Source organism: Legionella spiritensis (assembly GCF_900186965.1).
In the GTDB taxonomy this organism is placed as follows: domain Bacteria; phylum Pseudomonadota; class Gammaproteobacteria; order Legionellales; family Legionellaceae; genus Legionella_C; species Legionella_C spiritensis.
Map to the genome: position 1 here is coordinate 440751 of NZ_LT906457.1, position 20982 is coordinate 461732.

The window sequence follows — 20982 nt, forward strand, 5'->3', positions numbered from 1 at the left end:
ATATTCTCCTGCTGCGAAAGTTAAGGAAGTATTATAGCGAATCTCATTCCATTTTCGTAGGTTTGGGAGGATATCTTCATGAATAGATTTCCAGGCATTTTTGCAATTAGTGGATATCGGCCAGAATGTTCTCCGCACTACCCGTGCGGTATTCCCTTTTGATGACACGCAGTTGAAAATGGTTGTCTTCCCTGTTATAGCGGACGTGACTTACTCCCTTTAACCGGCTGAGACGACGGATAGCGATTTGTAATGTTGTCGCGTCAAAATCCTGACCGTTTATAATGATGGTTGATAAATAAGCATAGGGCGTCATAGACCAGGCAACAGCCAGCCAGAACACGCAAACCAGCCCATTGGTGTAAAAAATGGCATTGGCTCCACCCAATTGAAACAGCAGGCCGCCGGCGGTGCCGCCCAGAAAAATGCCCAGAAACTGACTGCTGGAATAAATGCCCATGGCGGTGCCTTTGGTATGGGGATTGGCCTGCTTCGAAATTAAGGAAGGCAAGCTGGCTTCCAGAATATTAAAGGCAATAAAATAAGTGACCATAAATATCCAGAGGCTTACCTGGTGATGGTGAGTCCATGCCAGGCACCATTGTGATAAGCCGGCGATGAGCACGGATGAGAGAAAAACGGGTTTCATGGCTTGTTTGCGTTCTGCCACTGCGATGAAGGGGATCATGGCCAGGAAGGAAAAAATCATTACCGGCAGGTAAAAATGCCATTGTTGGGACAGGTGACCGTCGCGCACTTGCTGGCTCAGCAGTAATGGAACCACATAAAACGTGGAGGTCAGGATAAAATGTTGCAGGAATATTCCCGCGTTCAAACGTTGCAATTGCGGATTGAAAAATACGCTTTTAAGCAAGGAAGGATTGGTTTCGCTGTCAGCATGGAAGGATTCCCTGGACGGTGACGGGATCACCAGATGCAAGAGAATTAATCCCGATGTTGCCAATACGGCTGTGAGATAGAAGATGCCGGGTAATCCATAATGGTGGGTAATGGATGGGCTGATAACCATGGCAAGGCTAAAGGAAATCCCTATGGTCATGCCAATAACGGCCATTGCCTTGGTGCGCTCCCGATCCGGGGTTAAATCGGCCATCAAGGCGATTAAAACGCTGCCAATAGCCCCGGTTCCCTGTAAAACGCGTGCCAGTATCATACCGTAAATGGAATGAGTTAATGCGCCAAGCAAACTACCGAGGATAAAAAGAAGCAAACCGATGGTCAGGACCGGTTTTCTGCCGATTTTATCGGACAATATCCCAAACGGCATTTGTAAAATACCCTGACTGAGACCATAGCTGCCAAGGGCAATACCAATTAATGTCGGTGTCGCGCTCTCCAGGTGGTTGGCAAAAACGGTAAAAACAGGGATCAGCATGAAAAGGCCCAGCATGCGGAAGCAAAAAATAGCGGCGATGGGCAGTACGCTGTTTGACCAGGAGTATTTCATCAGTTCCAAATAGTGCATAAAATGATTGCACGATAGTACAAAGTTGGGGTCGTATAGACAAGGTATTATTGTTCAGGATGTATGAAAAAGATGATGTGGTGGCACCCGAACCGTCTTTTGCCGGAATGGACTTAGTAGTCATAATATTGCTCATGCTCCATGGCGAGGATACGTTGACAGAACGACGGATTCGCGCTAGGTTGCCTGATTTGTTTCAGAGGGGTGTCATGAGTATGCTGTTCGCCAATAAAGTTGCATTGATAACCGGAGGTGCGCGTGGTATCGGAAAAGCGACCGCGTTAAAGCTGGCTCAGGCCGGTTGCGACATAGCCATTGTGTATTACAACAGTTCCGATGAAGCTCAAACTCTGGTGCAAGACATTTCCGATATGGGCAGGCAAGCTATCGCATTGCAGGCCAACGTGGCGGATCATCAATCCGTCAAGGAGATGTTTGCCCAGTTCCGGCAGCATTTTAATCAGCTTCATTTTTTAATCAGTAACGCCGCGAGCGGGGTTCTGAAACCGGCGTTGAAAATGTCAACCAAGCATTGGCGATGGTGTCTGGAAACCAATGCCCTGGCTCTTAATCATCTGGTGACGGCCGGCAGGGAACTTATGCCGTCCGGTGGTCGGGTGATCGCCTTGTCCAGTCTGGGAGCGGAACGAGCGATTCCCAATTATGCGTTTATAGGTGCGTCCAAAGCCGCTCTGGAAGCGTTGGTGCGCTCACTGGCACTGGAACTGGCGGAGTACGGCATTACAGCCAACACCATATCGGCTGGCGTGGTAGATACCGATGCCCTGAAACACTTCCCCAACCGGGAACAATTGCTGGATGAATATCAGGCTCACTCACTGGCTGCCAGACCGTTGACGCCGGCCGATGTGGCTAATGCCGTCTATTTGCTGTGCCAGCCGGAAGCCGACATGATCAACGCCCATACCTTGTTCGTGGATGCCGGGTATAGCCGTGTCGGTTAATCCTGCCAGCAATGTTGGGCCTGTCCAGCCTGACATTGCCACCCATTTGTTTTTCTTCAAAAACATCCATAACTCGCAGCCATACCGAAGTTTTGCGTCGCTTCTTTAAACGGCGGTTTAAGCGGTTGGCTTAAAAAGACAGGAATTTTGTTCCAGATATCCTGATAAAATGGCGCCATAACTGTTCCGGGGCAACATGAGCCTTTCCCCGGAATCATCCGTGTTGTGTTTATAATGGCTCGTGGGTTGACCCAGGAAGGAGACGGGCATGAATAACGGTGACGTGCTGGCAGCAACGATGATTGAAGAACCAACAACGACGGAGCGCTTGAAATCAATTTTCAGAGGCTCCATCGGCAATCTGATTGAATGGTACGATTGGTACGCGTACGCGGCTTTTTCCATCTATTTTGCCAAATCGTTTTTCCCGCATGGCGATTTCACGGCCCAATTGATGAATACGGCGGCTATTTTCGCGGTAGGTTTTTTCATGCGTCCTCTGGGAGGATGGCTTATGGGGGTTTATGCCGATCGCAAAGGCCGCAAGAAAGCGTTGCTGATTTCCGTATTTATGATGTGTCTGGGATCGTTGACGATAGCTTGTACGCCCTCGTACGACACGATTGGCATGGCCGCACCGCTGCTTTTGGTTTTGGCCAGGCTTTTGCAGGGACTTTCCGTCGGAGGCGAATACGCGACTTCGGCGACTTACCTGAGCGAAATGGCCTCCCGGGAAAAGCGGGGGTTTTTTTCCAGTTTTCAGTATGTGACGCTGATTGCCGGGCAATTGATTGCACTGGCGGTTCTAATTGTATTGCAGCAATGGTTTCTCAGTGATGCGCAACTGGAAAGCTGGGGTTGGCGTATTCCCTTTATTATCGGAGCGCTGCTGGCCATTGTGGCGTTGTATCTTAGAAAGGGTATGGAGGAAACGGATTCGTTTGTGCACAAGCGCAATAATCCACAAGAAAATCTTCTTCGGGTGCTGATGCGCCACCCACGGGAGGTATTGATTGTTGTCGGTCTGACCATGGGGGGTACACTGGCTTTTTACACCTACAGCACCTACATGCAGAAGTATTTAACCAATAGTGCCGGTATGAGCAAGGCGGATGCCACCATGATTTCCGGCGCGGCCCTGTTTCTTTTCATGTTGCTGCAACCGATTATCGGAGCCTTGTCAGACCGGATTGGCCGCCGCCCGATTCTTATCGCCTTCGGAGTGCTGGGCACCGTCTTTACCGTGCCCATTCTGTCATTACTCAATACGGTTCAAACCCGGGAAGGCGCTTTTTTCCTGATTATGGCCGGTTTTGTGATCGTCAGTTGCTACACGTCTATTAACGCCGTGGTCAAGGCGGAACTGTTCCCGGTTGAAATTCGCGCGCTCGGTGTTGGCCTGCCTTACGCATTAACCGTTTCAGTGTTTGGGGGAACAGCCGAATACGTGGCGTTGTGGTTTAAAAGCCACGGCATGGAAAGCGGTTTTTACTGGTATGTCACGGCGTGCATTGCCTGCTCACTGCTGGTTTATATCGGGATGAGAGACACCAAAACCCATTCCCGGCTGGATGACCGATTGGGAGGGGTACGCGAGTCTTGACGGGTATATTTTATTTTGTGGGATCTCGGGTATATAATGCGTTCATTTATAAAAGGATGTTTCCATGGCCAAGTTAAAAGAATTCCCTTCCCGTCATGACTATATCGCAAATCATGGCGGGAAGGATCAGAGCAATACGATCCCATACACGGTTGAAACCTCCGATTATGGGCAGGTGGTGCGATCATTACGTGATTTGATAACACATGACGATGTGGATGCTTTGGAGGCCCTTCTACAAGGGGAGTATGTCCATCCCGAGGTGGTTAAAACCATTAAGCGGGTGACGTACGATTCGTTTCCCAAATCTCAGTATATGGTTTTTTATGGTATGCAGCCTGTTGTTGTTTCCAATCCCTCTTACGGGAAAGGGCAGCGGGATACCATGACGTATGAGACGCATTGGGTATCGAGCGTGCGGGAAGAGTTGTTCATTCGTCATAAAGAGGATTTTCTGGCGTTGCTTGGTGAGGCCTCCGAGCCATGCCGCAAGGCGTTGCTCAATTTTTCCGGCATGGATTTAAGTGGTGGTGATATTTCCGACGTGGATGTTTCCCTGGCTGATTTCACCGATTGTGATTTAACGAATACAACGGGCGTAACCCAGGAAAAGCTGGATAGCGCATTACCCTTTTGTCAGGCCTGGTTGCCGCAGGGCATGGTGCCATTCTGGTCTGCGGGAAAAAAAGGTGAAGTACTGCGTCGTATCGCCGAATTGGACGCTTATGGTGAACAGTTAAGGAAATCCTCCTTCAAGGATGCCAGGGAAAAGGGCAATATCGCTGTGGCTCTGGCCGGCAATCTCAGGGGGCAGATCAACGCACCGGATGTGAAACACAATGGCGCCTTTCAGGAGCGATTCCTTACGACGTTACATTCGCAGGATCATAACTTCGAGCATAAGCGTTTTTATGGTTTAAAAACCCTCATTGCCAATATCGCCTTTGCTGTTCTGGGGGTAGGGATTTTCTATGCGGCCGCCGGTTTGATGCACATGGCTGCAACGGGACGGTTTTTGTTCTTTGATCGTACGGAAACCGAGCAGCAAGTTGAAAAAATTGCAACCCGGGTGTGTGCGCCATCGGCGTAGATATTATCACAGGCCGGCCAGGTTTTTATTTCAGCGTATGCGCGTGGGTTGGCGCGGGCGGGTTGTTTATTTGATTCAACACACGCCGTGCTTCGGTTTTAATGGGGTGATGCTTGCCCATTGTCCCTGATATGTCTATGATTTGAGTCAGTGCGGAACGTACGCTGATTTTTTCCGCTTTTAAATCATCCAATACCGCTTGCATCTCACGGAATGGTCGTGGTTTTTGGCCGACAAACACACCGCCGGTCAGGCGGGGAGCCCGCATGGCATACTCATTGATTACGGCAACGACTTGTTTCATGGCCAGGTTGTGACGGATTGCGGTTAACGGATTGGATTCATGATGTTTCAGGACGGACGAGTGTCCTCCTCCCGCATCCTTGAGCGGCATGAGATCGGAAGACGTCTTTCGGGTAATGGAGGTCAGATTCCGGGATTCGGCATCGGCCTGGACACGGTACCCCTTTTCCTGGCCGGCGTTATACGCCCAGCCGATCCCGTTAGACGAGATCAAATGAAAATCAACATCCTCCTCCGCCAGCGTTTGACGGGTGTGATCACCGCAAATTTCCAGGCCAAATGTAATGCCTTTTACAGTAAAAACCGGAGAAAACAGTTCATCCGGGTTGATATTCAAGGCTGTCATTAATGCTGCCTCCCCTGGCAAGGGGGTTTTGCCCAAATGAATTAATCCACTATTCATGTCTTCCAGAGTGTCTTCATTATAAAAAGGGACTTTCAGTTTATTTCCGGCTGTGGCGGCGGCAATATGCTGTTCACTGGTTGTCAGTTGAGTTTTTGTTTTTGTATCAATTAAATAATCCCCTTTTTTTAATAAACGAATCAATTTTCCGCCGTACAGGACAGGCGCTATATTTTGTGTGTATATCCGTCCCGGTCTTTTTCCGTTATTTTGCTCATAAACACTTCTATCCGGTGTGGACGGATCCTGGGTCGCGGGAACACTGACGTACATGGTTCCCGGTATGATAAGCACATCAGGATAACGCAGGCTGAGTCTGGTTAATTCCCCGGCAATAAAATGATAGGCGATATCCCTGTTATAACATTGCCCGCTTTTCTCATTCTCTTCTGCCGCCGTACAGATTTCTCCGCCCTGAAAAAAATCTTCAGCGCACAACACAATCGGCATGGCGTCTTTGTTATGGGAACGAGCCGCGTTTTCCACCATAGCGGTCAGCAATTGCATTTGGGTTGCCAATTGCTGCCTGGTGCGCTCCTCGTAACTGATACGTTCCGTAAACGCCGGTTGTTTATTGACTTCATCATTGATATAAATAAAAAATTTTGCTCTCATAATGATCTTATATTCTAATATTTATATTTATAGTCTAACAAACAATCAATAATGTGGCACTCTTTTGTCATGCACAGAGATGTCATGGTTGTGAAATGTTTCTTGCCTGTTCTTTGGATATCATGCTTTCCGCAATGTATCGTCCTACCAGTTGTGAAATAAAAACGGCTAGATAAGCCTGGCCACAAAAGGCTTCCATCCAGGACAGGCATTGCATGACCGGACTGTCGGCGACAATATCTCCGAAGCCCACCGTGGTGAGAGTAATAAAGGAATAATAAATTGATCGAGTTTCCGTGTGAGGCATCAGACCGGATATGGAATCCGGGTACAGGGAATACATAAAGAGATACAGGTAAGAAAACGATAAACCAATAAATAGATAAGCCGACAGTGAACCGAACAAGGTCGTCACGCTTATTGTTTTATCCTTGAGAGTCAATCGTATACAGGCTACGGTCATTAATAGAAAAAACAGTACTGCAAAAACGGATTTCAAGAGTTCGGCCGTTGTTTTACCTATCCAGAGTTCGGCGAGAATCAGGCCTGTCTGCAACAAGGCGAGTCCGACTAACCAGACCAGCAGTTTTTGTTCCTGCTGACCGATGACCAGCAGGCTGGCTACGATAAGAACAACAAGTAAGTAATCCGTTATGTACCATACCCCTGTCTGCGCTTCAATAGCTCTTACCAGGCAATAAAGCAGGATAACGAAAAACAGAAAAAGAAATCGCAGTTTTCTAAGTAGCCGGAACATGATGGTGTCCGTAATGTGGGAAAGGTACAGAAAATACCCTACCGAAAAATTGCCGGGCTTGCAATCGGGATTGGTGCACGTATCAATTTTAGACCGTATAAGGTGTTTGACTGGTTTATTTTTTGCAGGTCGGATTGCCCAAATTGCAACAATCCTGCAAGAACTTCATTGTTCCGGCATAGCTGTGGATTAAAAATTTATGATATAATCTGAAGTTTTTTAAACTAGGTGATCTCCGAGGATTAAACATGAATGTAGAAAGCGTGTACCCGAAAGTGAGGGAAATTATCGCTGATGTGTTGGTTATTGATGAAGAAGATGTGTCGAAAGAGAGCCGTTTGATTACGGATCTGGGTGCGGAGTCCATCGATTTTCTGGATCTGGTTTTCCAGCTTGAAAAGGAATTCAGTATTAAAATTCCTCGCGGCCAGTTGGAAAAAAATGCCCGCGGCGACCTGGCGGAAGACGAGTTTGAGAAGGGCGGTGTTTTGACAGCCAAAGGTATGCAGGCTATAAAAAATTATCTGAGTGAAGTGCCCGAAGAGCATTTCAAGCCTAATATGAAGGTCAATGAAATACCCATGCTGTTTACGGTTGAAACCTTCTGTAAATTGGTTGTTGCTGCCGTCAATGAACAAAAAACAATAGAAACCGTTTAATGCGCTTTTTATTTGTTGACAGAATCCTCCACCTTGTTCCAGGGGAATCGATCCGCGGTATTAAGCACATTACCGGGGATGACGCGTATCTGGTGCCGGATGAAGACGGACGCCTTTGTTTCCCCTCTTCCCTGATTGGAGAAACGTTAGGTCAGCTGGCCGCCTGGAATGTGATGGCGTTCAACAATTTTTCAGCCCGGCCCGTTGCCGGTGTTGTCGCCAGCGCCTCTTTGTTTCGCCCGGCCTTTGTTGGCGACACCTTGTTGCTGGAATCTTTCATCGACTGTCTTGATGAGGCCGCTGTGCAGTATCACAGTGTTGCCCGGATAGGTGATGAAACGGTATTCACCATTGATGGTGCGCTTGGCCCATTGTTGCCAATGAACGATTTTATCGCCGAGGATGATGTGCGCCGGCAATTTGCGGAAATTAACCGTCCGGGTGACTGGCCGGAGCGGTCATCGCAGCAGGACCTGATTATGGACGGGGATGTTTCGCAAGGGTATTCTCATTCCGCTGCCATGACATTTGAGCGTATCCTCTCTTTTGATCCGGGCACGTCCATGATCGCTGAGAAACGTATTTCACGCGCGGCGCCGTATTTCCCCGATCATTTTCCAAGAAATCCTGTTTTACCGTTAACGGTGTTACTGGAGTGTCAGTTGCATCTTGCCCGGGAGTTCCTTGCCCGGTCATCCTTTTCCCGCCCCTACCGGATTCGTTCCCTCAGAAAAATTAAAATGAGCGACTTTGTTCATCCCGGGGATGTGGTGGTTTGTCAGTTACATGTGAAACAACAAGACGATCATCAGTTGATTTTAAGTTTTCGCAGTGAGGTGGCTGGCAAACGTGTTTGTGTTTTGGAAGTCGTCATGACGGCAGAAGGTAGTAAATATGAGTAAAAGACGAGTCGCAATCACGGGGTTAGGAGTGGTATCGCCTCTGGGTAATGATGTGTCATCGACCTGGCGCAATCTGATGGCCGGAAAATCAGGTATTGACCGAATACGGCAATTTGATGCCGGAGGATTTCCGACTTATATCGCCGCAGAAGTGAAATCTTTTGTACCAGGCCCGAATCTGACCGGAAAGCAAAACCGGTTTGCCATGTCGTTTACCCGCTATGCTCTGGAAGCGGCGGATCAGGCTTTTTCGGACGCCGGTATTCTGCCGGAGAAGCACAACGCGTCACGATGGGGCGTTATTGCGGGCAGTGGTATGATGACGGCGGAATTTGATTATCTGCACCGGTTTCAGCAAAGCTGCGCCCGGGAAGGTGTGCCGGATTGGGGACAATTACAGGAAAATTCGAGGGATTTCTACCGTTTGAATGATTTTGGCAAGACGACGTCCAACTCGGGATTGTCGTTGCTTGCCCGACAGTTTGGTATAGAGGGTTATGCGACTTCGGTGCATACGGCCTGTGCGTCGGGCGGGCAGGCTCTGGGGTTGGCCATGCAGGTGATCAGGCGAGGCGAGGCGGACTTCATGCTGGCCGGCGGTTTTGATTCCATGATTAGTCCTCTCGGGTTGTCCAGTTTCTGTCTGTTGGGCGCCTTGTCGACTTATAACGATACACCGTCTACCGCTAGCAGGCCGTTTGATGCCACCCGAAACGGGTTCGTGCTGGGCGAAGGTGCCGCGTTTCTGATTCTTGAGGAATGGGAAAAAGCGAAGCAGCGGGGCGCACGTATTTATGCGGAACTGGCCGGTGAGGGTAATTCGTTAAGTTCCTACCGCATTACCGACTCCCATCCGAACGGAGATGGCGCCATTCAGGCGATAGAGCGGGCATTACGAGATGCCGGAGTGACGGCGGCGGATGTCGATTACATCAATGCCCATGGCACGTCCACCAAAATGAATGACTTAAGTGAAACCAACGCCATCAAGGCGGTATTTCAAAAATCGGCGCCCAACCTCCCGGTCAGTTCAACAAAAAGTCAGACCGGACATTTAATTGCGGCGGCCGGTGCGCTGGAGGCGGTTTTTTCCGTGTTGTCCATTCAGCATGCTCAAATCCCTCAAACAGCCAATTTAACCACGCCGGATCCGGAGTGTGATCTGGATTACGTTTGTGATGGCCCTCGTGAGAAATCATTAGGGGTCGTATTATCCAATTCATTTGGTTTTGGTGGTTCCAACAGCAGCTTATTATTTAAGCACCCTGAATTTGGAGGGTAGCCCATGAGTCAGAATTCTCGTGTCTTTATTACCGGCTTGAGTGCGTTAACCGCTTGCGGAGAAACGATTGAGCAAACCTGGGATGCCTTGTTACAAGGCAAGAGCGGTATTGATGAAATCAGGCAATGGGATTTATCGTCCTGGTCTCATCGCCTGGGTGGGGAACTTAAAAACTTCCAGCCCGCTAAAATGCTGCCTGACAGAAAACTAATAAAAGTCATTTCCAGACAGGATGTGATGGGTATTCATGCCGCGGTGAAAGCGGTTGAACATAGTGGTATGATCGCTTATCGCGACGAGCTGGAAACGGCGACAGACTTTAACGAACAAACCGCAGTCTATGTCGGCTCACCGGGTAATAAATATTTTCAACAATATGATTTTTTGCCGTTACTGGCGAAAACCAACGGTGATATGCAGCATTTCGCCGAGCAGTTATTTAATGAAGTGCATCCCATGTGGTTGCTGCGTATTTTGCCGAATAACGTGTTGGCTTACACCGGCATTACCTATGGATTTAAGGGGCCTAATCATAATGTGACCAATCATGCCGCCGGCGGAACGCAGGCCATACTGGAAGCCTGGCACGCGATTCGCAGCGGGCAGGCTGAGCGGGCTGTGGTGGTGGCCTATGATATGGGCGTTGAGCCGCAGGCTTTGTATTATTATGAAAAATTAGGTGTGCTTAGCGAGCGACATTTGAAGCCTTTTGATAGCGAGCATGACGGTACCATCCTGGCGGAAGGCGCGGCGGCACTGGTATTGGAAAGCGAGGAGAGTGCGCGACGACGCTCAGCGACCTGTTATGGTGAGATTGCCGGCGGAATGGCCGCCAGCGAATCGGTCGGCTTGTTTTCTATTGAGGATGACGGGGTGCATTTGGCCAATACGGTTAGCCGGGCCTTGCAAGAGGCTCAGGTCGATATCGAACAGGTGGGACTGGTTGTTGCTCATGGTAATGGCAATAAAAAATCGGATATCAGCGAAGCCCGCGCCATTGGATCGGTTTTTGCCGATTGTTCCAGACAACCATTGGTCACCGGGTTTAAATGGTCGATGGGTCATACCTTGTGTGCCTCGGGTGTTCTGGATACGGGTTTAGCCACGCACGCGCTGCAGCAACGCTGCGCGCCGGGTATTGCCAATTTAACCCAATCCGCTGAAAATTGTGCGAATTTACGGGTGAGCGCGAGTCATCAACCGCTTGAAAAAGAGTCGTATGCGGTGATGATTAATCGTGGCTTTGCCGGTATGAATGCCTGCGTGGTGATAAAAGCCTGTGAGTGACGATATCGCAACCAAAGTCGAGCGGCTGAAACCTACTCTGGCCGGATTGTTTTTCTATTACTGTTTGCCCTATCGACGCAACATTGTCATGGGCAATATTCATCAGGCGTTTGGCAGCCGGTTAAGCGAACGGCAAAAAAAACATCTCGCCAAGTCCTATTACTCTCATTTGGCTATGTCTCTTAAAGAGACGTTGCTACTGCGTTTTATGAGTGAGAAAAAGCTGAAAGACAGCGTGGAAGTCCGCGGTCATGAGCGTATGCTGGATGTTGTCGCGAATCAGAAAGGTGTTTTGGTGCTGACCGGCCATTTTGGCAGTTGGGAATACGCACCCATTGGCGGGATTTTGAACTTTAAGCAGTTTCAGGGACAATTTCATTTTATACGCCGTACGCTGGGCAACAAATTTATTGAGCGCATGATGTTTCGCCGTTACTATCAGGCGGGATTGAACGTGATCCCGAAAAAAAACGCCCTGCAGCAAGTTTCGGAAGTCCTGGAAAAAAATCATGCGGTGGTTTTTGTGCTGGATCAGCACGCCTCCCTGGCCAATCGCGACGGGGTAGCCGTTGAATTTTTCGGTAAAAAAGCAGGGACTTATCGCAGCCTCGCCAGTTTTGCCCGGCATACCGGGGTTCCGGTTGTTCCCGCCGCGACCTATCGATTACCTAATGGGCGTCATGTGCTGGAATTCCTGGAGCCGTTGTACTGGCAGGAATACGAATCCACCCGGGAATCCATCTACCGTAATACTCTGGGTTATAATCAGGTTCTGGAGCGCATCATTCTGGCTCATCCTGAGCAATGGCACTGGCTGCATAAGCGTTGGAAGCTGAAACAGTAAGCCAACCCTGCAAGAAAATCAGCCATCGAAGCGTGTAAAGCACTTCATGAGGAGAGTGAAAGATTTTTCGCGCCGCAAAGCTCATCTCTTTGCGATTAATACCACGAACTCAGCCAGCCCTTTTGTTGTTGTCCTGATTTCGGATCCTCGTCCATTGCTTCAGTGGTTTTTGTCTTGTCTGTACGCCAGAACGGGAGATAACTTGCCAGGGAAGTCACGGTTTCCACAACTCCGTTCATAACATTTTGTGGCGGTTCCTCCGGTGGACTGTCCCTATCCGCTTCCAGTAGAAATGGTTCTGTTTTGGTATGGATCTCTTGCGCAATATCATCAAAACATCGGTGATTTTTTTTAGCTTTATGCAGCAATGCGAATAACGGTTCTTCTTCTTCGGATCGGCAATAAAGCGCGATTAATTGCTCACGATTATGAACAAAAGGATCTTTATGATGCAACAACCAGCTCTCCAAATCCCGTTCCATGGAGGCACGTTCCAGCAGCTCGCTAAACAGCTTGTCAACCTCCTTACGCAGGGAAGGCTCCTTATCGTCTTTGGGGTGCCATTCGTATCGTGTCAAGGCATCGGGAAGCGTCGTCAATTCGGCCAGGGAGGAATTTTTATTCAAAAGTGGTAATAATTGCTGCAGATTTGCAGGCATTTTCGGCAACGACACAGATGCGGCGACTTGCTGGCTTTCCGAACGTATTTTTTTGACTTGTCCATCAAAGGGTAGTACGTATTCTGGTTGTTTGGGCTTAAACCATCCTGTCCATCCGTAAAACAGGCAACGCTTGAACCAGGTTCGGAAGCTACGTAGAAAAGAGGACATCTCCGTCAAAGACGATTCAAACTGCGCTTCATTTAATGCTTGCTGTACCTTTTGTGAGGTTGGCGGATTGGTTTTTAAAAGCGGAAGCGCCATGCTGCATAAATCGATTAACTCCTGATAGTTTTTTTGCCTTCCCAAACGTTTCAGTATCGGATCCGCACTATAACGCAGCAGATCTGCCGCGATTTGAGGGTCAACGAGTTTCGGATGATTCAGGAAACTGTCAAAAATGACTTGTCTGGTTTTTTCAGGTATTTCTTCCCGGGTAAGAAGCCAGGCAATCACATGCAATTTCTTTAGTCTATTGGCTGTTGTTCCCCCGAATGTATAATAATCCAGATAGTCATTGAGGAAACGCTGCAGTGTTTCCTCTTTTCCCGAATAGTGAATTAGAAAATAATCAATAGCTCGAATGGAGGCGAACTTTTCCGCCATAATATTGACCAGAGGATTATCCGGTAAATCATGGCGCTCCAGGGATTCTATCGGACCTTCATCGACATTAAAAATCGGTTTTAACAGTAAGGTAAAAATATTACCCGGCCTGCTCGGCTCAGGTTGACTGGAAGATAATAAGACGGGCGCGTGCAGACGCTTGATGGCGAGTCGTTCATCGTCATAGAATACGGAGCAATCAGCAAACAGGGCGCTGCTGCGTAAATAATTACCGGTAATGCTTTGGAGTTCGGGACGCAACCCGGCAAACGGCTCGTCCTCGCAGATCCGAATTAGTAATTGTATCGCCTGGGAAGATAGTTGCTGATGGTTTCTTGTCAGTTGTTCCAGTAAATGGATAATAAACTGTTGCAAACGCTCATTATTCTGATGTCCATAAAGATACCGGTGCATCGCATAAACAAGATGGGATTCGTCGCAATAGATGATGAAACCCTGTAACGTCACTGCTTTTTTAGCCGGCTCCAGGCCATCCTGATATTCAATGAGCGACATAAGGATATTCTGACGAAGCAAGGGAGCCAGATCTTTCAAGCCAGTTGTCACGGATTTTCTGAATTTATTACACAAAATCAGCAAGAGCCGGGTATGGTTAGGCATGCTGGTGTAATGCCGCAGCCAGTATTGAATCAATAAATCTCGTTGAACCCCCACCTTTCGCAACAATACATCAACCATTTCGTCATGGAATTCATGAAAATGTTTCGGTGAGCAAAAAAGCGTTGCCGCGGCTTCGGGTTGCATATTTTTCAAGCCCGCAATGGGCAAGTGAGTCAGATCCAGACGTTGCACCAGAGGCTGCAAGCGGCGTTTGATTCGTTTTTCCGGTGCCTTGTTCAACTCAACCAGCATGGAGGGCTTGTTTAGTTTGTGCAAATAATCCGCACGAGTTAATAAATGCAGGGATATTAATGATTGAATGGCGGAGGGTTGTTCGCCGTTTTGCAGAGCAATCAGGTCATTGGCGGGAAAATGGCAGTGGGCCAATAAATCCAGAAAAGCTTGTTGATTGCTTGCATCGTTGATAATGGCATGGCAATGGTTTTTAATCTGTAATGCAGCTGTTAGCATCTCCAGACGATTGGTTTCCGGTAGTGATTTGATTTTTTCCTGTAGCCAATGCCATGAAAAGCCGCGAACTATATACGGAATAATCTCGGCATCAAGTGGTTTTACCCGTTCAATACGGGTAAAAAGCCAGGAGAGTTTCAAATTATCCGGTTCAGGTTGTTGTTGCAGTACATGACACAATTGAGGCAACAAATTCAAATCGAGGATGTAGCGAAGTAAATGGTCTAATTGCTCTTGTTTATCCAGCGACGCACCGTCTGTTGCCGCCAGCCAGTTGACAAAGCCATGAACAAGTAAATCCGGTGATTTCTGTAAAAACGAGAACAGGTACAAATAATGCAGGCATGCAGCGGGCGATTGATACTGGTTTTTTTTATCAAACTCGTCCATGGTCTTCCAATAGGATAACGCTTTGCTTTCCTCGCGAACAAAAGAGAATCCGTATTGTAAGCGCTGGGCTATGATTTCCGTTTGCGAGGAAGTGGCGTCTTGCTGGCGCAAACGATTGAGAAGCGCAAGCAGACTGGCATCGGCACAAAAATAGGCGGTTGTGTCACGGCCGTTGCTTTCGCAAGAATCTTTTTGCCAGTCTTTAAGCTCGGGAAGAGGTTCTTTCATAAAGAGCAGGCGTTGCAGAAATAACAGGGATTCAAAAACCTCAGGTGGCAGAGCGGCAAGCTGGTCGACTGACAAATCGAGCAGTGTTTCTGGCGCCGGAGAGGATTCGCATTCATTAATATGCCGGGTTAACAAGTCATGAATACGATTTTTAAAAAGCAGGACGCATTTATCAGCCAGTCCGTTTTCCAGCAAATATTGCAGAAAATTTTCATACTGGCGAGGATCCTGTAAAGCAAATTCAATGAGACAATCAAGCAAGGAACCACCAAGTCCGTTGAGGATTTCGCCCGGTGTGGGTGTTGTCGTGAGAAGACTATGTAATGTTTTTATAAAAGGAGCGGCTGCTTGCTGATTTATCGGTTTGGATAATTGTTTAAAAGCCGGTAAATAACTGTTTAAACAGGAAATCAGACCATCAATATTGGTAGTTGTAATAGTACTCCCGGTTAACTGGCGTAATCGTTCGGAATTGGCTATATCGGGGCGATACTTATAGCTTTCTGTTTCAATACGCTCATATCGTGCGGTCAGGGTCGATGCTAATTCCGGGAGTTGCTCCAAATCACGTTGCACCCACTCCATCTCAAGGTGTCTGGATATATCGCCGGGAAGCAGTGCCTCGGCTGCGGTTTTGGATAAGCGGGTACGCTTGATTTGCCGGGTTAATGAGATAATTCGGCTTAATGAGGGTAATTGTGCGAATTCGCATGCTTCCTGATAACAGGCTAAATCGTTTACATGGCATTTGTACAGTTCTGAAATAAGGGTACTGACGTCTTTGATGTCGTAGTATCGCTTTAGATGTTCAAAGCATTGCTTATAGAATTTGATATCCTGATGAACCAATGCCAGGCGGCCGGCCAACTCGGTTGGTTGAAATTTTGATAATAGTTTAAACAACAATGCGTTGTCGATCTCATTGGCCAGCGGGGATAGGAGAACTTGATGCAAAAGCCATTGCTGAATATCGGGATTTAAAGCCAGTTGCCCGTTAGCAAGGATTTTCAGGCAGGTCGGCAGGGATGACGACAGGCCACCATCATGTTCCCCGCCCGCATCAGAAGCAGTTACCAGATTTTTGATATCGTGGGGGGACAGGTAGTTGATTTTTCCATTTTGAATTTTGCCAAGATGGGAGCCGGGCTCCATAAGATGATAGAGTCCTGGGGATGAAACCTGCTGCAGGATTTGTAGCCGCCATTGGTATCTTTGTAAAACAGTGGTGATTTTATGATGTTGTTCCGGGCTGATTTTCCTGATTTGCGATGCGTATTCCCCTAATAATTGATAAAGTTCATTGGCTTCTATCTCAAAAAGATTGCATGAATCCGAATCGCTCCATAGAGGGGCGATTAATTTCTTAAAGAGCGACGTTTGTTCAATGGCTTTTTGTAAGCCGGAACCGGTTTCCTGTTCCTGATAAACGGCAATAATGTCCAGTAATCCATCATTCACTAGCGGCAGACGATGCGTCCAGCGTAGGGCGGTTAGCATTTCACCGGCAACATTCTCGCAACTGCCCAATGGGGAATACAGAGCTGTCAAATGACGTGCTTCCAATAAAAAGGCACTTTGGGTACGCAGAGCCTTTGTACGGGTCGATGAGCTCAGAAGCTTGAGCGAGGCGGGATATGCTTGCGTTCCCTGCTCCGGATGAAGCCAGATGTTTTTCAGGTATTGATAGAGCAAGCCGGATTTTTCGATGGCGATATCCAGGGTGGGTTTGCAAAGATAGCGTTCGATTTCACCCTTGTAGTACATTGAATTTTCAATATAGGAGCGAAGCTGCTCCTGATGATTTTCCCGGGTCGTGTAATTGGCGAGAGCGGCCAGAGTCTGTCCGTCAACATTTAATGTGGTCAGCCAGGTTTCCAAAGAAATATCCTTGTACTTCAGATAATCAAAAATGGCGGTAACGAATGTAAATTTGACGGCCATGGCTGTCTGGCTGTCCAGTATACGTAACAATTGTTTCGCTGATGTCAGATGAGAAAACAACTCGTTTCTCTGTTCGGTTTTTAATGAGGCAATGCCCTCCGGGTGTCTGGCTAGTAAATCGACGAAGATAAAACGAGTCGAACTTTCTCGATAAATGGCAAATAACGTTTTAACCGGCAAAGCGCGTGACAAGGTAATAAGGGAGGACCACTGAACATCGTCCAGTACGGGGCGCTGCAATAAATCAAGAGCCAGTTTCTTTTTTTCCTCGGGAGCCAACAGATTAAAGAGCATGGCAAATTGATCGTCTTTCAGGTTGGACGGAGGATTACTCAGTAACTGCTTGATGTAATTTTGAAAAATCGGGTGCTCTTGCAGGGCGGGTTGAAAACGAATCGTAATATTATCCAGCAAGACCTGGGTAAAGGGATGATGTTGTAAATCCGACGGTTCGGCTTTTTGCAACAGGTGCAAAGCCAAACGAGTAAACGAATCGTTATTGATCAACAAACCGGCCCAGCGTAAATCCAGCTCCTTGAAAGAGGCCAGGGTATTGAAAACAATCTGCTGGATCTCCCTTGTGACGGCAGCGCGTTGCAAGGTGTCAAAAGCGGGATTGTCAATCCATTGTTGAAACAGGCGAAACTGATCAGTGATCATAGCCACATCGCGAGACTCGCCGGCGCGCAAGTCCGATATGCCGGACAGCAGCATATTTAATACGTATATCGCGGTGGATCTGGTTTGTCTGGCATCGAGATGCTGATGCACGTATCCAAGGAACTTTCTTTTTTCCTCATTGCCTTGCATACAGGCTTGTTTAAACAGTGCGATCAAGTGTACGGAACTGTGCTCTTTTTCTGCCAGACACATAAACATCTGAGGAAAACAGGGAGTTAATAACGGGTGCTCTAACAATGATTCGAGGAATGAGGGGTTGGGCGGCAGCAAGGCGAATAACTCGCCAGGACCGCCGTCCTGAAACGTTTTGGCGTCAGGGTGGTGCAAAAGAATATCCAGCCAGAACGGAAACTGCTCCATAAGGTATTGTTCGCTGCATTGTTTCATCAGCCACTGTATTTCTTCTGTGTTTAATTGGTAAAGAAGGGTTTTAATATCGGGTAAACCGGTAATAAATTGCCATACTTGTTGATCCAGCAATGGGTTGTTATCGTAATCCCGTATTTTTTCCAGGAGTAACCGTATAAAGGACAGACGGTATTCCAGTTCGCGGGATTCCAGATAGACGGCTGCTTTTGTCCAGTTGATCCGGGTCGCCTCGTCCATGGATTTTAACAAGATGGCGATTAATGCCGAATGATCCAGATGTTTCAGGTTTGCCGAATCAACCTGGGTCAGATATTGGGCGCTTAAATGCGCGTTATGAGCGTCTTTTTCCAAATCGATGGCCAGTTGAGCCAGAACGCCATCAAAACGATGAGGCGTTTTCAATTGCCTGGTTAACAAAACAGAGGCTTGTTTTGGATTATAGTCATCGACTTCCTCGTTTTTTAAAAATTCCCAGCAGGCTTTTTTAAGCCGTTGGTAATTTTGTTGTCCTGGTTCAGTCAACCCGGTTTCTACGGACTCGAGATTAAAAAACATGGTTTGCAGCAGGGCGGGGGTTTCACGATAACGACTTAACAAATGCAAAGCGAACTGCCGGGCTTGTTTTTCTTCCAGTGCCGCGATGTTTAGTACCCTGATGGCCCGTAACTTAAGATCGGTTTCCGGGCGGGTTACCTGCAATACTGAGGGGGCGTAATCCTGGTATATGGAGGATCGGGAGGTCAGGGAATGAAGGCAGGCTGGACTGGTTAATAAACGCCGGGCAATTCCGGAACTGTTCTCACTGGCTGTCCATTGATGGATGGGATCTTTTTCATCAAAACAGGTTTGTAACCTTTTACAAAAATGGAGCAGCAGTTGTTCCAGGGTTGGCGTGTAGTCGCTGTTTTCTTCCGTGCGTAAAAGCAATTCCTCAATTAAGGTAATCAGCGTTTTGGAATCGATGTCCGGCATCACCTGGTCAAGAAATGCCGGATGAATTAAAGGGGTGTTGCATAGAAAATAAACCAGAATATCCTGATTGGAGAAATCCTTAAACAATTTGACAAAACCACTAAATTCGTCCGGTGGGCTTTGCTGGCGAACCAGATGCAGATAAAGCGCAAGGAGGTTCTCGTGAGAGAAGGCTTTAAGCAGAGCGATCTGCTCGTCAGGCCTTGACTGCTTGAGAATGGTGCGGCTATAGGACAAAAGAGTTGTTTTACAGCAATCGCTGGTCAGCAGGGCTTGCAGCCATTGGTATTGCAAGGCCGGATTTTTGGGGAATTGGGCAAATATCAGATGGATCAATTCTTCTTGTGATGCTTCGGGTAAAAATGCGATTTGTTTTGCCAGATTATTGAAAGCCGGTTCAGGCAGTTTGAGGGAACCAATTTTATCGGCCAACACCTTGCAATAGGTGTTGATCAGAGGGGTATACTCCTGATTTAACAGTTGTTTCATGGCCATCACATGGCAGCAAAGCGTGATCAGTTGCGTTTCATTCAGCCTGGCAAAACATTGCTCTATCAAAAACGGATCATGAGTTTGAGTATGGGTGAGATAATTAATGGTTAGCGTGTTATCTTTATCGTCGTTGTCAGTCAGACAGGCTAACAGTTTGGACGAGTCGTACGTTTTTTGAAAAAAAAGATCCAGAAATCGGGTGATTTCATGGATGTTATTTTTACGATGCTCGTAATACGGTTTAAAATATCGCGTCAACTCATCGTGAGGCATTTTAGCCAGGGTTTGAGCGATGTGCTCCATCGCCAGCGCGTTAAATTGGCCATCCTGCCAGTTGTAGCGAGAGATATTTTCCAGTAATTCCATGACGATGGTTTGTTGTTTACCGAAGAGGTTGCGACAGCTTTTTAAACGCTTGCTCATTAACAGGTTGGCTAATTCCGCATTGAAGTTTGCAAGTTCCTGATATTCCTCTTCTGAAGTAGTGGCTCTTGCGGTGAGAACGGTGGCTAAATTTTCATATTTTTGCAAATATTGTTGTCTTAAATCGGTAGAACTCTTTTTTTTATTTTCTTTTGCAACATAGGTTGCAGCGATAGCCCGTAATTGAAATGTGATCCGTACCAACTGGTTTGTAGAAACCAGAAGACTTAGCTGTTTTATGTCATCCATATCGTATAGAACGGGCGACTGTAACAAATAGCTTGCCAGAGTGTAGAGGTGCTGGTTTATTTCGCTGTCATAATCCGTATCTGTGTGATGAGTCATCACAAAATGAACCAGTACATCCAGCCATTTTGGCGTCTCTTTCGCCATTTCCAGTACGCGTTGATAAAATTTTTCGCGTTCTGGCAAAGGAAGATGAAACAGCACGGTTTGCAAGGATTTAGGGGAGTATTGCAGGCTATTCATCCATTGAATAACGTCGTCAATCAATGCTTGCCATTGTCCGGACGATTTGTCGGTTATCAAGTCATAACAGGCTTTCAGTCTGATTGTGATGTCTTCCTGATTGGATTCCTGCAAGGCCCGGTTTAGCAAAATCCGGTTTATAGCCAGTTCGGATTCCATTCTTTCCGTATCCGTTTCTTCAGTATCATGAAGGGCAGGAAGTAATAATTTCAGGTGTGAAAAATTCTCATATTCGGCAAGCCTGCTGATGAGTTCATTGATGGTTTGATGATTGGGTTTTTCTTCCCGAAATAAATCGCATAGTTCCTTGCTGGTACTTTTGGATAAAAAAACTGAAAAAGACGAGCCACCCATGGAACTTACCTCCCTGTCCATTACTCTGATGACATTTGTAGTCTGAGCAGATTGATTTAAGAGCTATCGGTATCAATAATTTATTGCTAT

The 20982-nt window shown here is 47.4% G+C and carries 13 protein-coding genes; 8 read left to right on the forward strand and 5 right to left on the reverse strand.

Annotated features, from left to right (window positions below; translation table 11 throughout):
* Nucleotides 1-106: 106 nt before the first annotated feature.
* Nucleotides 107-1468 (reverse strand): MFS transporter, encoded by a 1362-nt coding sequence (locus CKW05_RS02110; RefSeq protein WP_058483749.1) that lies wholly within the window; start codon nucleotides 1466-1468, stop codon nucleotides 107-109.
* Between the two features lie 227 nt (nucleotides 1469-1695).
* On the opposite strand from CKW05_RS02110, the gene fabL reads away from it, so the two are divergent.
* On the forward strand, nucleotides 1696-2451 hold the full coding sequence (gene fabL / locus CKW05_RS02115; RefSeq protein WP_058483748.1) for an enoyl-[acyl-carrier-protein] reductase FabL: 756 nt from the start codon (nucleotides 1696-1698) through the stop codon (nucleotides 2449-2451).
* A 56-nt stretch (nucleotides 2452-2507) separates the two neighbouring features.
* On the opposite strand, the gene CKW05_RS15585 is transcribed toward fabL, so the two are convergent.
* On the reverse strand, nucleotides 2508-2630 hold the full coding sequence (locus tag CKW05_RS15585; protein WP_269457747.1) for a hypothetical protein: 123 nt from the start codon (nucleotides 2628-2630) through the stop codon (nucleotides 2508-2510).
* Nucleotides 2631-2719: 89 nt separating this feature from the next.
* On the opposite strand from CKW05_RS15585, the gene CKW05_RS02120 reads away from it, so the two are divergent.
* On the forward strand, nucleotides 2720-4054 hold the full coding sequence (locus CKW05_RS02120; protein WP_058483705.1) for an MFS transporter: 1335 nt from the start codon (nucleotides 2720-2722) through the stop codon (nucleotides 4052-4054).
* Nucleotides 4055-4118: 64 nt separating this feature from the next.
* Nucleotides 4119-5144 carry a hypothetical protein gene (locus CKW05_RS02125; protein ID WP_058483704.1) on the forward strand — a complete coding sequence of 342 codons (1026 nt, stop codon included), beginning with the start codon at nucleotides 4119-4121 and terminating at the stop codon, nucleotides 5142-5144.
* A gap of 25 nt (nucleotides 5145-5169) precedes the next feature.
* Here CKW05_RS02125 and CKW05_RS02130 read toward each other — a convergent pair whose 3' ends face one another.
* Together CKW05_RS02130 and CKW05_RS02135 are read right to left on the reverse strand one after the other, a co-directional pair.
* On the reverse strand, nucleotides 5170-6465 hold the full coding sequence (locus tag CKW05_RS02130; RefSeq protein WP_058483703.1) for a hypothetical protein: 1296 nt from the start codon (nucleotides 6463-6465) through the stop codon (nucleotides 5170-5172).
* Between the two features lie 82 nt (nucleotides 6466-6547).
* On the reverse strand, nucleotides 6548-7222 hold the full coding sequence (locus CKW05_RS02135; RefSeq protein ID WP_058483702.1) for a potassium channel family protein: 675 nt from the start codon (nucleotides 7220-7222) through the stop codon (nucleotides 6548-6550).
* A 248-nt stretch (nucleotides 7223-7470) separates the two neighbouring features.
* Here CKW05_RS02135 and CKW05_RS02145 point away from each other — a divergent pair, with 248 nt between their 5' ends.
* The 5 genes from CKW05_RS02145 to CKW05_RS02165 are packed head-to-tail and all read left to right on the forward strand — an operon-like array spanning nucleotide 7471 to nucleotide 12196.
* Complete coding sequence (locus tag CKW05_RS02145) at nucleotides 7471-7881, forward strand: acyl carrier protein (protein ID WP_058483700.1); 411 nt, start codon at nucleotides 7471-7473, stop codon at nucleotides 7879-7881.
* Nucleotides 7881-8783, forward strand: coding sequence for a hotdog family protein (locus CKW05_RS02150; protein WP_058483699.1), 903 nt, complete (start codon nucleotides 7881-7883; stop codon nucleotides 8781-8783). The genes CKW05_RS02145 and CKW05_RS02150 overlap by 1 nt, the downstream gene beginning before the upstream one ends.
* Nucleotides 8776-10065 carry a beta-ketoacyl-[acyl-carrier-protein] synthase family protein gene (locus CKW05_RS02155; RefSeq protein ID WP_058483698.1) on the forward strand — a complete coding sequence of 430 codons (1290 nt, stop codon included), beginning with the start codon at nucleotides 8776-8778 and terminating at the stop codon, nucleotides 10063-10065. The genes CKW05_RS02150 and CKW05_RS02155 overlap by 8 nt, the downstream gene beginning before the upstream one ends.
* A 3-nt stretch (nucleotides 10066-10068) precedes the next feature.
* Nucleotides 10069-11352 (forward strand): beta-ketoacyl-[acyl-carrier-protein] synthase family protein, encoded by a 1284-nt coding sequence (locus CKW05_RS02160; RefSeq protein WP_058483697.1) that lies wholly within the window; start codon nucleotides 10069-10071, stop codon nucleotides 11350-11352.
* On the forward strand, nucleotides 11345-12196 hold the full coding sequence (locus CKW05_RS02165; RefSeq protein WP_058483696.1) for a lysophospholipid acyltransferase family protein: 852 nt from the start codon (nucleotides 11345-11347) through the stop codon (nucleotides 12194-12196). The genes CKW05_RS02160 and CKW05_RS02165 overlap by 8 nt, the downstream gene beginning before the upstream one ends.
* A gap of 95 nt (nucleotides 12197-12291) precedes the next feature.
* Here CKW05_RS02165 and CKW05_RS02170 read toward each other — a convergent pair whose 3' ends face one another.
* A complete protein-coding gene (locus tag CKW05_RS02170) occupies nucleotides 12292-20892 on the reverse strand; it encodes a hypothetical protein (RefSeq protein WP_058483695.1) in 8601 nt (2866 codons plus the stop codon).
* Nucleotides 20893-20982: the final 90 nt, after the last annotated feature.

Coding starts and splice junctions, on each gene's coding strand:
- CKW05_RS02145 (WP_058483700.1), top strand. CDS start 7,471: ATGAATGTAGAAAGCGTGTACCCGAAAGTGAGGGAAATTATCGCTGAT.
- CKW05_RS02170 (WP_058483695.1), bottom strand. CDS start 20,892: ATGGGTGGCTCGTCTTTTTCAGTTTTTTTATCCAAAAGTACCAGCAAG.
- CKW05_RS15585 (WP_269457747.1), bottom strand. CDS start 2,630: ATGGCGCCATTTTATCAGGATATCTGGAACAAAATTCCTGTCTTTTTA.
- CKW05_RS02125 (WP_058483704.1), top strand. CDS start 4,119: ATGGCCAAGTTAAAAGAATTCCCTTCCCGTCATGACTATATCGCAAAT.
- CKW05_RS02120 (WP_058483705.1), top strand. CDS start 2,720: ATGAATAACGGTGACGTGCTGGCAGCAACGATGATTGAAGAACCAACA.
- CKW05_RS02135 (WP_058483702.1), bottom strand. CDS start 7,222: ATGTTCCGGCTACTTAGAAAACTGCGATTTCTTTTTCTGTTTTTCGTT.
- CKW05_RS02160 (WP_058483697.1), top strand. CDS start 10,069: ATGAGTCAGAATTCTCGTGTCTTTATTACCGGCTTGAGTGCGTTAACC.
- CKW05_RS02110 (WP_058483749.1), bottom strand. CDS start 1,468: ATGAAATACTCCTGGTCAAACAGCGTACTGCCCATCGCCGCTATTTTT.
- fabL (WP_058483748.1), top strand. CDS start 1,696: ATGAGTATGCTGTTCGCCAATAAAGTTGCATTGATAACCGGAGGTGCG.
- CKW05_RS02155 (WP_058483698.1), top strand. CDS start 8,776: ATGAGTAAAAGACGAGTCGCAATCACGGGGTTAGGAGTGGTATCGCCT.
- CKW05_RS02150 (WP_058483699.1), top strand. CDS start 7,881: ATGCGCTTTTTATTTGTTGACAGAATCCTCCACCTTGTTCCAGGGGAA.
- CKW05_RS02130 (WP_058483703.1), bottom strand. CDS start 6,465: ATGAGAGCAAAATTTTTTATTTATATCAATGATGAAGTCAATAAACAA.